The organism is Streptomyces sp. NPDC101234, assembly GCF_044767525.1.
In the GTDB taxonomy this organism is placed as follows: Bacteria; Actinomycetota; Actinomycetes; order Streptomycetales; family Streptomycetaceae; genus Streptomyces; species Streptomyces sasae.
Genome location: NZ_JBIWOA010000083.1, coordinates 1 through 11,617, shown reverse-complemented (window position 1 = coordinate 11,617; position 11,617 = coordinate 1). Strand labels below are relative to the sequence as shown.

10 protein-coding genes and 2 pseudogenes are annotated in these 11,617 nt (G+C 65.6%); 7 read left to right on the top strand and 5 right to left on the bottom strand.

What is annotated here, in order from left to right; all coding sequences use genetic code 11:
* Nucleotides 1–443 precede the first annotated feature (443 nt).
* From ACIRR9_RS55225 to ACIRR9_RS55200, 6 genes and pseudogenes are all read left to right on the top strand, one after another.
* Nucleotides 444–641, top strand: a pseudogene (locus ACIRR9_RS55225) (IS256 family transposase); the annotation flags it as partial.
* 45 nt (nt 642–686) lie between these two features.
* Nucleotides 687–1,247, top strand: coding sequence for a nuclear transport factor 2 family protein (locus tag ACIRR9_RS55220; RefSeq protein WP_403769443.1), 561 nt, complete (start codon nt 687–689; stop codon nt 1,245–1,247).
* 30 nt (nt 1,248–1,277) lie between these two features.
* Nucleotides 1,278–1,841, top strand: a complete 564-nt coding sequence (locus tag ACIRR9_RS55215) for a dihydrofolate reductase family protein (RefSeq protein WP_365340388.1) — start codon at nt 1,278–1,280, stop codon at nt 1,839–1,841.
* A 17-nt stretch (nt 1,842–1,858) separates the two neighbouring features.
* Nucleotides 1,859–2,155, top strand: a complete 297-nt coding sequence (locus ACIRR9_RS55210; RefSeq protein WP_403769440.1) for an EthD family reductase — start codon at nt 1,859–1,861, stop codon at nt 2,153–2,155.
* A 37-nt stretch (nt 2,156–2,192) separates the two neighbouring features.
* Nucleotides 2,193–3,620, top strand: a complete 1,428-nt coding sequence (locus ACIRR9_RS55205) for an IS110 family transposase (RefSeq protein WP_403769437.1) — start codon at nt 2,193–2,195, stop codon at nt 3,618–3,620.
* Nucleotides 3,621–3,687: 67 nt separating this feature from the next.
* A pseudogene (locus ACIRR9_RS55200) lies at nt 3,688–3,780 on the top strand (IS5/IS1182 family transposase); the annotation flags it as partial.
* Between the two features lie 21 nt (nt 3,781–3,801).
* Here the strand turns inward: ACIRR9_RS55200 and ACIRR9_RS55195 are convergent.
* From ACIRR9_RS55195 to ACIRR9_RS55175, 5 genes are all read right to left on the bottom strand, one after another.
* Nucleotides 3,802–4,218 (bottom strand): nuclear transport factor 2 family protein, encoded by a 417-nt coding sequence (locus ACIRR9_RS55195; RefSeq protein ID WP_403769434.1) that lies wholly within the window; start codon nt 4,216–4,218, stop codon nt 3,802–3,804.
* A gap of 54 nt (nt 4,219–4,272) precedes the next feature.
* Nucleotides 4,273–4,845 (bottom strand): hypothetical protein, encoded by a 573-nt coding sequence (locus tag ACIRR9_RS55190; protein ID WP_403769431.1) that lies wholly within the window; start codon nt 4,843–4,845, stop codon nt 4,273–4,275.
* A gap of 1,863 nt (nt 4,846–6,708) precedes the next feature.
* On the bottom strand, nt 6,709–7,074 hold the full coding sequence (locus tag ACIRR9_RS55185) for a hypothetical protein (protein ID WP_403769429.1): 366 nt from the start codon (nt 7,072–7,074) through the stop codon (nt 6,709–6,711).
* A 226-nt stretch (nt 7,075–7,300) separates the two neighbouring features.
* The gene (locus ACIRR9_RS55180; RefSeq protein ID WP_403769446.1) at nt 7,301–8,779 is read right to left on the bottom strand and encodes an IS1182 family transposase; all 1,479 of its coding nucleotides are present in this window, start codon (nt 8,777–8,779) and stop codon (nt 7,301–7,303) included.
* A 115-nt stretch (nt 8,780–8,894) separates the two neighbouring features.
* A complete protein-coding gene (locus tag ACIRR9_RS55175; protein WP_403769426.1) occupies nt 8,895–9,872 on the bottom strand; it encodes a phosphotransferase enzyme family protein in 978 nt (325 codons plus the stop codon).
* Nucleotides 9,873–10,066: 194 nt separating this feature from the next.
* Between ACIRR9_RS55175 and ACIRR9_RS55170 the strand changes: the two genes are divergently transcribed.
* Nucleotides 10,067–11,518: an IS701 family transposase gene (locus ACIRR9_RS55170; RefSeq protein ID WP_403769423.1), complete on the top strand. Its 1,452-nt coding sequence runs from the start codon at nt 10,067–10,069 to the stop codon at nt 11,516–11,518.
* Nucleotides 11,519–11,617: the final 99 nt, after the last annotated feature.

Here is an 11,617-nt window from a genome sequence, read left to right as displayed (position 1 = left end):
CGAGTACGCGAACGCCTGCTCCGCCGTCTGCTGACCCGACGCGGTCATCGGGCGCGGGCTGACTGTGGAGCAGCGGTATCACGGTGCCTTAGGGGATGCGTGGAGTCTAGTTTCCCAAACGAGCCCGGACGAGGCCGAACGAGCCCGTACAGCCATAGCCCCGTCGTATCCGTCGTGCCCGGCCCAAACCGGCACCTACATACCGTCTAGAATCCGCACCTCTCCCGTCTTGCAGTTCAGCCAGGCCACCGCTTGACCCCGTGGTCCGCCGAGATTGACGTAGAGCCGATCCTGCCCGTTCTTCCGCCACCGACTGACGTGCAAGTCGTCCATGCCGCCCCCTGATCCGCATGCCTCACAGACCCAGATCAGCACACGCCGCACCGGACGCGGCAGAGCGCGAATCGGCCAGGCGACGGCGACTTGTTACAGGTTTCTCTACCTCATTGAAGCTTCGGACCAAGGTCACCCGCGGCGCCGGCAGCCCGGCCGCGGCCCTCGCGATGGTCTTCAAACTCGTTGAGTCCGCCCAGGCCCGCTGGCGAGCGGTCACCGCACCGCACCTCGTCGCCCTCGTCCGAGCCGGCGCCCGCTTCGAGAACGGCCTCCTCGTCGAACGAGACAAGACCCTCGCAGCGTGATTCACCTCAACTGATCGACAGGTCTTGACAATTACTCTGCGGGAGGTGCTGGGGCTCACTGCGGCCGAGGTCGCCGAGCAGCTGGGGACCACGGTGGCGGCGGTCAACAGCGCGCTGCAGCGCGCTCGTGCCGCCCTCGCGGGCGCGGGCGGTCCGGATGTGGTGCATGAGCCGGACGATCCCGGGGTGCGGGCGGTGGTGCAGCGGTATGCGCGGGCGTTCGAGGCCGCCGATGTGCCCGCACTGGTGCGGTTGCTGGCCGAGGACGCGATCCTGGAGATGCCGCCGGTTGCGCTGTGGTACCGGGGCAGCACCGACTACGGCCGGTTCCTGGAGCGCATCTTCCGGATGCGCGGCACCGGCTGGGCCGTGCGGGAGCTCTCGGCGAACGGGCAGCCTGCTGGCGGCGTACGCGCCGGAACCCGGCAGCGGGCACCGGCTGCACACCCTGCAGGTGCTCACCGTCACCGGCGGCCTGGTGGCGCACAACGTCGTCTTCGCCGATCCGGGCGTCTTCGACGTCTTCAAGCTGCCGCGGCACATTCCTGCCGGGGATTTCGCGCCGGAGCGATGAGTCGGGTGGGTGGCGCCGGTATGTACCGGTGAGCACTCGACCTGAGCGAGAGGAACATCGCTGTGAGCATCATCGCGATCGGGTTCGTCACCGTAGACGGGATCATGTCCGACCCCACCGGTTCGGAGGGCACGCCGCTGGGCGGCTGGGCGCTGCGGCACGGCCGTGAAGCCATCGACGGGGACAAGTTCCGGCTCGGCCGCACGCTGGACGACGGCGTGCTGCTGTTCGGGCGCACGACCTGGCAGATCTTTTCCCGCTTGTGGCCCGGACGTGAGGGTCCGTTCGCCGCACGCATGAACGCCGCCCCGAAACTGGTCGCCTCCCGCACGCTGAGCGGCACGGACACCGCGGCGTGGGCGAACTCGCGGATCCTGGAAGGCGACGTCATCGACGCCGTCAAGCACGAACCGCGCGATGTGGTCGTCATCGGCAGCCTCAGCATCGTGCACCAGCTGATGGCCGAGGACCTGATCGACGAATACCGGCTGCTGACCTTCCCCACCGTCCTCGGCACCGGCGACCGGCTCTTCCCCGCGGGCGGCCCTCACGCGGAACTGGAGTGCCTGTCGGCGCAACAGGTCGGTCCCGCCGTCCTCACCCGCCACCGCAGGGCCGCCCGTTGACCGCCCGCTTCATCGTCTTGTACGAGACGCCGGCCGACCTCGCAGCATTCGACCGCCACTACCGCGACGTCCACCTCCCGCTCGTACGCCGACTCCCGGGGCTGCGCTGCTACACGCTCGGGCGCGACGCGGTCGCCGTCCGCGGCGGCGAACCGTACTACCTGGTCGCTGAGTTGGAATGGGACACGATGGAGGAACTACGTGCAGCCTTTGCCTCCTCCGCAGGGCGCGCTACCGCAGCCGATTCGGCCCGACTCCAGGAGCTCACCCCGGTCCGCAGCATGATCTACACGGTCGACGAGAGCGTGCTGTAGGGGCGCGAACGCGCAACTGGGGAGCGCGGCTCGCTGGATGGTCCGCGTCTACCCTTTCGAAGACGTCTGCTTGCCCGAGCGTCGCGAGTGGACCGGCTACCGACCTCGGGCGAGCGACAGCAGACCATCAACGGGGGACGGACCGCCGTGGCCCTACCGGAGCCGTGTCCTCGAACATGGCCGTCGCGCAGTTCAGCAGTGGACGCCGCCGACGTTCGCGTGCGGCGTCCACGCGCGACACCTCGACGTGCGGCACGGCCCCGTTCGCCCCAGCCGGTACGGCCACACAACAAGCCCAGCGTGCTCACTGAACCGCACCCCGGGTTCCGTAGAGACACTCCACCGATCCCGGGGCGGTTCACTGCTGTTGTTGTCGGACTGGCTGGCCGAGCAGGACGTTCAGCTGGTCGTGATGGAGGCAACAGCTGACTACTGGAAACCCGTGTTCTACCTGCTTGAGGAACGGTTCGAGGTCTGGCTGGTCGACGCCCGGGACATCAAGCGGGTGCCAGGCCGTAAGACCGACGTCTCCGACGCCCGTTGGATCGCCCAGGTGGCCCAGCACGGGCTGGTCTCTCCGTCTTTCGTGCCGCCACCGCTCATTCGTCGTCTTCGTGACCTCACCCGGCAACGCACCAGCCTGGTCCGAGAGCGTTCCCGCGCGCTGAACCGGCTGGAGAAGGTGCTCGAGGACGCGGGCATCAAGACCTCGCTCGTGCTGACCAAGACGCTGAGTATGTCCTCCCGCGCCATGTTCGAAGCACTCATCGCCGGTGAGCGTGACCCGGTGGTGCTGGCCGATCTGGCCGTCGGGAAGGCCCGCTCGAAGATGACGGATCTCCGTGAGGCCCTGACCGGCCGCTTCGAGGACCACCACGCCTTCTTGACGTCCCAGGCCCTGGCCCACATCGACGCCATCGATACGCAGATCGCCGCGTTCGATCAGCGCATCGATGCCGAGACCGCGCCCTTGCGCCGGCATCGCGATCTCCTGGTCACCATCCCCGGCGTCTCAACCCGCCTCGCACAGGTACTGATCGCTGAGACGGGCGCCGACATGACACGCTTCTCCACCGCAGCGGCTCTGGCGAGCTGGAGTGGCGTGGCTCCTGGAAACAACCAGTCAGCGGGGCGAAGTTACTCAGGCGCCACGACGCACGGCAACGTCTGGCTGAAGGGAGCCCTCGGCGATGCGGCTGCCGCCGAGGCACACACCAAGGGCACCTACCTCAACGCCCACTACCGCCGGCTGATCAGACGCATGGGCAAGAAGCGCGCACTCGTCGCGGTCATGCACAAGATCGTTATCGCCACATGGCACATGCTCACCAACGACACCGACTACCAGGACCTTGGACCCAGCCACTGGCAACAGCACCCGCACCAGGTCAAGCGACGGCAGCAACGGCTCATCGCCGAGCTGAACGCCCTCGGCATCGACACATCCGGCCTCGCAACCGCTTGACCTCCCACACCCCCCAGCCCCACAGCCGGGGCAATCAACCATGCCCTCGCACGGCCATTTTCGAGTCAGGATCCTTCGCGACTGCCGCCTCAAAGGCGACGGTGTCCATCACGCCATGCTCGGCATCGCCCGCCTGCACAACCTTGCCCGCACCGGCTAGTACCAGGCGAGACATGCCTGATCAGCCGGACTTTGTCATCCCACCCAAGGGAGTACGGCGGGGCGATATCTTGCGATGGCTGATCCGCCAGCCGTCAGTGGTGCGCACGATGGTGTCGTCATAGGAGACGGAACCGCAGGAGCCGTCCGCCTTGATGCCCAGCCCCTTGGATCGGACTTGCACCCGGCCGTCCGCCGACACCGTAACGACGACGTTGGTGACGTGATGCGCAACGGGGTTGGCGGCTCCCAGTGCCCATGCCGCTTCTCGGATGGCAGCCACTCCCAACAGCGGCTCTTGGCCGAAGTCGGTGAGGTCGTAGACAACATCGGAGGTGAACAACTCCTCCAACCGGTCAAGGCTTCCGTCGTCAACAAGGTGACCATGCAACGAGACCAGTTCGGTGATGGCCAGGCGATCTTCAAGAGCGAGTAACACATGCGTCCTCTCCGACCCGGCCGCGGAAAGGCCAGGCCGAGCATCGATCCGTCGTCAGCATGGCACCGCACCGCTGATCACCGGCACGAGTTCGGGTAAGTGCGGCGAGAAGAAGGGTGCCGTGCCCTCGCGATCGTCCCTTACCGCCGTTCCGCCTGCCACCGACTTGTACGCCTGCGCCCTGCCGCCGTCAGTCGAAGCACGTCTTACGGGACAGCCTTTGGCGAAGATCTTGCCCGTCTCAATGAGGTACTGCGTCCCGTCAGACGTACGGATGTCGATCTCCAAGATGCGCCGTCGAATCCTTGAAGGCAGGTGATCGTAGTACTCCGTCCGTTTCTGCCGCCATGTGGCAATCGACGCGAGAGGCAACAGATAGACGTTGCCCCGCTTGTCGCGGTAGTACAAGGTTCGATCGGTCAGTACGAAGTCGCCGTCAGGTACGGGGTAGAGGGCCATGATCTCGTCCACCGACCCCTCGGGAGGCGTCGGCAGTTCCCGGAGGACGAGGTCGCTGGCGCTACTCGCGACGGGCGTCTCTCGCTGTTGAAGGTGATCTCCGAGCGCCCGAGTCCTGTCGGCGAGACGCCGAGCGAGTTCTGTCCTGGCTATTTCCTGTGTACCCATTGGTGCTGGCCCTCTGTGGGGTGGGACGAGTTGCGGGATCTTCTCGCGATTGGAGGGCTCATGTCACGGTTCCGCGGAGTCCCCGGGCCCCATCGCGGTCTTCTCGTCGAGCCCGAAGACGGTGGATGCGGACCGGTTCGGGGTGCCTTGGTCGGCTTGTCGGGTGGCTCGGACGGCGACACTTTGAGCTTTTGGGTTATTTATGTAGGTTATGGGTGTAACCGGACAGTCGAACGGGTTGGACTAGGCGTCGGTCAATCGGGCGAGTGGGGTTCTGGTGAGGAAGGCGCCACTCAACGGCAAGGGAAGGTCACGTGCCGCAGGTGAGTCTGCGGGGTACGTACTTTGCGTGCATGTGTGCTGCGTAGTCGATACCCTTCCTCTCTGGGGTCGCTGGGTTAGGGGGGCGGATGACTGCTGAGGTACGCGAAGCGGTTGCAGATGTAGCACTCAAGGTATTTGCTTTCCTCTTTGGTGCCGGTGCATTCGTCTTTTCCATATTGGGGGGTGATGAGAATTCTCGTCGCCCTACCTACATAACTTATGGTGTTATCTGTCTGGCGGTGACGGCGGTCATTGCTTACATCGAGTCCGGCCTCTCTCGGCGCTCTCTCCTGGCGAGGGAAAGGTTGGCGATAGATGAGGTAAGTGTTCAGGAAAAGGTCGTCACAGACGTGTCTGCGGCAGCCGTCCATCTTGCTCGCATAGGTGGCCTTCGGTCGGGGCACGGTCACGACCTGAAAGGAGCGCGCGGGCGGCTTGAGCAGTCTATTTGCGTTGCCTCCGCGCGAATTTATCCTGGATCACGCGCCGCATTCTATGCTTGGAACTCCGGGAGATTTGAATGCCTCGGAATGTGGGCAGGGGTTCCGAAGGTGATTAGTAAAATATCCCCTGGAGACTTCGGGTTTCCAGTCCTGCGGCATGTGCTGAGGACGGAGGGAGTCTTCAAGAAGGAAAATTGGAGATCCTATCTCGATGGCCCTCCAACTCCCGCAGCGAAGTGGGATAACGCGATAGTTGTTATCCCTGTCCGTGCCGGGCAGGATCAACTGGGCGTCCTTGTCGTGGATGCTAAAATGGAAAGCTGGCAATCTGCCACTTCGGCTATGCAAGGTTATTCGGACTCGGATGTTCGCCACCTGTTGGTTCTAGCTGACCTTCTGGCTAGTGGACTTAAGTAGCGTTAGGGGATCTAGATGGCCGCGCCAGATCCGCGACGGTTGCGAATTTTGGGTGTAGTTCCGAACCCCCCGCTTGGAGAGGAAGAGGAAGAACTGGCGTCGTCGTTTCATACTGCGGGTGAATTTTCCCGAAGTGCGCCAAGGGGTGTACGCCCTCCCGGGGATGTTCGGAGGGACACGCGAGCGCGAAGTCTGGGCCTGATCATCTCGTTCCTCGGAGCCGCAGCCATGAGTGCTGGGTTTGCGTTCTCGTTCGGCTGGATTTATTCAATAATCCCTGGCGTGATCGGTATCCTGTCGCTGATGCTTGGTTTTTGGGTAAATATTTCCAGCGTTCGCGCCCGGCGCCGGACCATGCGCGGCTCGGCGTTCTGAGTCTGAGTATTCTGGGCTGTTGGGTGCTGGCGCAGCGCACGGGCTTGCTCAGCCCCCAGTTCTCTGCTCGTCCACTCTTGATCAGCCAGGTCCGGAAGTCGCCTTCGGTTCCTGTGCCTATTAGAGAGGTCCGCTTCGCCGACGGGCTGTAACACTCAGGGGCACAGCTCTTCTATGACCGGACAGCCCGGACAGCAGCACTTTGAGTTGTCCGGGCTGTTTGCACAGGTGAGAGGCGTAACCGGACAACTACTTGAACTCGTGATGTCGGCTGAGGGTCTTGCTGTGCCGCGAGGCGGCTGCTCTACGATCCTGTGCTTGCCAACCGCGAAGTGACGGTCGCCACGAAGTGCTGCAAGACGGCGAACGGCAGAGTCTGCGTGTTGTCGAAGAAGACCTCTGCCGGCTTCTCCTCCTCGAGAGCGTAGACAACCACCGTCACGGCTGTCGGCCCGGGAGCGGGTGATGCAGGCATGGAAGGGGCTCCGCCGAGAACCATACGGGCCTCGCTGAGCTCGAAATGAATGGTCCGGCCCTCGCCCGTACCAGTCTCGGTGGTCAGAGCACAGTACAGATCACCGTCGTAGTCCCAGGTCAGCAAAGAGATGACGGTGATGCTGCCATACCTACCGCCGCTAGCGCCGGGCAAAAGGGCCGCCAGATCCGTCAACCGGCCGGATCGAAGCACGGGCCGGTGCCGGCGAGGCAGCCGTCGACCAGCTGCGGGCGGTACTGGATCTGCTTGAGCTAGGAGCGTGTCTCAGTAACGGGCGACTGGCCGGGGGCGTGATCGGCGGGATCAATGGTGATCGCCCGGTTGCGGCCTGGTGTGCTCGGTAGGGTCGTGTGCTGCTGAGGTTCGGTGGCTCGGTGGGGGCGGCCGGTGGCCGGGCCGGTTAACTGATCGCGATGGCGAGGTCGGCGGTTCCGATGTGTCGGAAGATCTTGCGGAGGTTGTGGCAGGCGGCAAGTAGCCTCCACTCTCCGCGGGCCCCGTCCTCGCCGCGTAGGAGGAGCTGGCGGCCGCTCTGGCAGTTCATGATCTGGCCGAAGACGGGTTCGACGATGGCTTTTCGGCGGCTGTAGGCGGCTCGTCCGGGCTTGGTCCGCAGCTTGCGGGCCATGCGCTCCTTCAGCGTGGCCCTCGCCGGGATGCGTCCGCGTGGTGCGGGCGGGACCTGTTCGTCGTGGGCCAGGCGGCCGGTGGCCATGAACGTGTCGGTGCCGCAGGCCAGTTGGCGCTCTTGGGCGGCTTCCAGGTTGGTCTCGGAGCAGTATCCGGCGTCGACGAGGGCCTGCTTGGGGTGATGACCGGTTTTGGCGGCGGACTGGTCGAGCATGCTGGTGTAGTTCAGCGCGTCCGAGGGGTTGGTCGTGACGTCGGCGGCGGTGATGACCTGGTGTTTCTCATCGACGACGGCTTGGGCGTTGTATGCCTGGATGTAGGCGCCGTCGCTGCTTTTCATGATCCGTGAGTCGGGGTCGGTGAAGTTGGCCTGGGCCTTGGGCTTGGGTCGGGCCTTGGCGGCAGCCTTGTCGCCCGCGTCGGTGACAGCCTGCCCGTCGCTGGTGCCGGCCCGTTCCTGACGGCGGCGTTCCTTCTCTTCCGCGTGGCGGCGGGCCTTCTCGGCGGCCTCGGCTTCGATCTGCGCGCGGGCAGCCTGCAGCTTCGCCAGGCGCTTCTCCCGCCGGTCCAGCTCCGCGGGCAGTTCGGTGTCTTTGCCGTCGGGGCCGAAGACCTGGTCCTCGGCGTTGTCGGTGGCCTCCGCGTCGGCCAGCAGGGCCTGGACCCGGGCCTCCAAGGCGGCGGTCTCCGCCTCGATCCGCTCTTCCTTGTCGACCAGGCGGCCGTAGCTCATGGCCTTGTGTTTGGAGGCGCTGGCCTTCAGCTTCGTGCCGTCCAGGGCGACGCGGCCCATCTTGACCATGCCCAAGGTCATGGCAAGGCGTAGCGACTGGAGGAACAGGTCGGCCAGCGCGTCCAGGTGGCGGCGGCGGAACCGGGCGATCGAGCGGAAGTCCGGGGCCTGGTCGGCGGCCAGGAACCGGAACGCGACATCGTCGACGCACTTGTGCTCGATCGCCCGCGAGGAGCGGACCCCGGTGGTGTAGCCGTAGATCAGCAGCCGCAGCATCAGCCGAGGGTCGTAGGGCGGGTAACCCCGCTTCTCGGTGTAGTCCGCGAGGATCGGCCCGAGGTCGAGCACCTCGTCGACCAGGTCGGCGACAAACCGGGCCAGGTGGTCCTCCGGCAGCCAGTCATCCAGCGACGGCGGCAGCAGCAATACCTGGTGCGGGTCGAACGCCCGAAATGTCTTATCCGCCGCCGCGTGACGTGGCGCCGGTTTGCCCTCGGCCGGCCCGGCCTCGAACAGCCCCTCCTGATCGCGTATACCGGGATCATCCCGTACGAGTGATCACCAACCACACGCGGGTGCCGCGGGAGCGGATTCCGCAGCGTAGCTGAGCTGAGGACTCTCTGGTGCGTGGCTAAACCTCCTCAAGCGCGGCGGTCAACCGGGAGACGGCCGTCAGGTCCGGCAGGCTGCGCAAGGAGGCAACGACCTGGTTGCTCGCGAACTCGCGTTGTGCGGCGGTCACGGTTGGGTCGATGGCGCACTCGGCCTGGACGTAGATGAAGTTCAGGTCCGTCGCGAAAAGCATCGAGAAGCACTGCGGTCCTGTGATGGTGGCGCGGCCTCCGGCGCTCTGATAGGCCCGCATCAATCGCCGGGCTGAATCGGTGTTCGCCTGGTTGCGGCCCGACCATACGTAGACGGCACGTGCGAGTTCTCGTTCCGCTGAAATGGGCCCGGTGTTGTCCCAGTCGAGGAGGACGGGCCCGTTGGGGCGGACCAGAACGTTCTGGGGCTGCAGGTCGAGATGTGACGTCACCAGATTGCCGGGGTCGGACGCGGTCACCCAGTGCGCCAGTTCTGCCGCGGACGTGTCGATGAACCGGCCCAGCGCGTCCGACCACGGCAGGCCAGCCTGGTGCACCTTCTTGTGCAGGTCTTTCCAGTCAGCGTCCTGTGGGCACTGCTCGTACCAGGAGCCAGGTGTCTCGCTCGCGCCCTCTCCCGCCGTGTGGAGGAGTGCCATGGTCCGGCCGAACCAGTCCAGGATGTCCGGGTCGGATGCATCCGCCGCGGTGCCGTCGACCCAGTCGTACAGCTTCACGTAGGGTCCGCCCGAAGAGGGGGTGAGCTGTGAGACGTGTGTGCCGTGGCGATTGGGGATGAGTCGTGGTGAGGCGATTCCCAGGTTCTCCGCGGCGTTCCGTAACGCGGCCTCCCGGCGGACCTGTTCTTCGTCACAGCCGAAGAGGAGTTCCTTGATCGCCCAGGAGGAGCCGTTACCGGACAGCTTCCAGATCTGGCCCAAGGCGCCACGGGTGATGGGTGTCATCGTCCACGGTCCGGTGCCGAGTCCGTAGGTCTCCGCTATGAAGTTGACTGCGTCGTGCATTCAGGTACCTCTCCGGATGCTGATGGCCAACGGGCGACTATTGCATGCTGAGCCCCGGGGAGGTGCGCGGTCACAACCAGCCGAGACGCTCGACAGTTACTGACCCACGCTCCTAGCGGTGGTTTGTTGACGGCGGGTTCGGGCGGGAGTAGGCCGTGAAGTGAAGGCGTCAACTACCGTCCGGAGAGCCTGAGATGACGAAGCGGCTGCCGTGTCCTCCCGCACCGGGCCCGCTGGAAGCGTACGCTGTCGGCTTCGACGATCTTTTTGGAACGTTGGCCCAGCGGCGGGGGTTTCGTGAGTACCTGGCCGGGCTGCTGCTGCCCCGGGACCGCAACAAGACGCTCACCTGCCTGGCCGGCACGGAGCCCGTGGTGGGTGCCCAGCACGCGGCGGTGCAGCGACTGCAGTTCTTCCTCTCCGAGTCGACCTGGGACAGCGAGCAGGTCAATGCCCGCCGCCTTGAGTTGATGCTGGCCGACTCTGCCACTGCGCCGCATGACGGCGGGGTGCTGGTCATCGACGATTCCGGTGACCGCAAGGACGGCAGCGCGACCGCGCACGTGGGCAAGCAGTATCTCGGCTCGGTCGGGAAGATCGACCGCGGTGTGGTCACGGTGACCACGTGCTGGGCCGACGAACGCCTCTACTACCCGCTGCATGCCGTGCCCTACACACCCGCCCACCATTTCCCCGGCGGGCAGAGTGACCCGGCTTTCCGCACCAAGCTGCAGATCGGGGCTGCCCTGGCCCGCACGGCGAAGACTGCCGGCGTGGTGTTCCGGGCGGTCGTGGCCGACTGCGCCTACGGCGACCACAACACCTTCCGCGCCGCATTGTCCGACGCCCGCATGCCATTCGTGATGGCCCTCAAGCGCGGCCACGGCACCTGGCAGTACAAAGACGCCTTCCGGCCCGTCGATGCCGCCCGCGAGCTCGCCTGGCACGGTCCCGAACTGAGCGGCGACTGGCAGCCAGTGACCCGTACTTTCCGCAACGGACGCACCGCGACCTGGCGGGCCGCCGACGCTCGGCTGGGCTGGTGGGGCCCGGACGGCGTGATCCGGCTCGTGGTGGCCACCACCGACCCGGCCACCTTGCCCGAGACCTCCACCTGGTACCTGGCCACCAACCTGCCCAGGCCCGGATCACCCCGCGAGGCACACAGCGGCCACCCAGCCGCCGATCTCACCGAAGTGGTGAGGCTCTACGGGCTGCGGCACTGGGTCGAGCAGAGCTACAAACAGGTCAAGGACGAACTCGGCTGGGCCGACTTCCAGGTCCGCTCCGATACCGCGATCCGCCGCCATCAGACCCTCGTGAACTGTGCCTTCAGCTTCTGCTGGAGCACCTGGTTCGCGCCGGACCCACCCCCGCCCGTCCCGGTCGGCCCTGCACCCGGTCCTGACACACCGCCAGGACCGGTAGAGAGGGGGAGAACCCGGACCCCAGCAGCCCCGACCGGCCTGCTGGCCCCAGGCCATACGCGCCGTCCGTGGCTGGCTGATGCCTTGGGACACGCTGCAACGCTACTGGCGGGCCTGGACAACGAAGCCCCCGCCCACAGCACTACAAGAACTGATCAACACCGTCGGCACGGGCAGACCCCTGAACCTCTACGTCCCGGTCTAACAAACCACCGCTAGCGGTGTGAGGTTCCCCCTGCCGGCCGGACAGCTTGATACTGGGACGGATGGTCCCGGAGGAAGCAGTCACAGGTAGTGAGTAGCAAGAGCAACATGAGT

Coding starts and splice junctions, on each gene's coding strand:
- ACIRR9_RS55175 (WP_403769426.1), bottom strand. CDS start 9,872: ATGCACGACGCAGTCAACTTCATAGCGGAGACCTACGGACTCGGCACC.
- ACIRR9_RS55205 (WP_403769437.1), top strand. CDS start 2,193: ATGGTCCGCGTCTACCCTTTCGAAGACGTCTGCTTGCCCGAGCGTCGC.
- ACIRR9_RS55190 (WP_403769431.1), bottom strand. CDS start 4,845: ATGGGTACACAGGAAATAGCCAGGACAGAACTCGCTCGGCGTCTCGCC.
- ACIRR9_RS55170 (WP_403769423.1), top strand. CDS start 10,067: ATGACGAAGCGGCTGCCGTGTCCTCCCGCACCGGGCCCGCTGGAAGCG.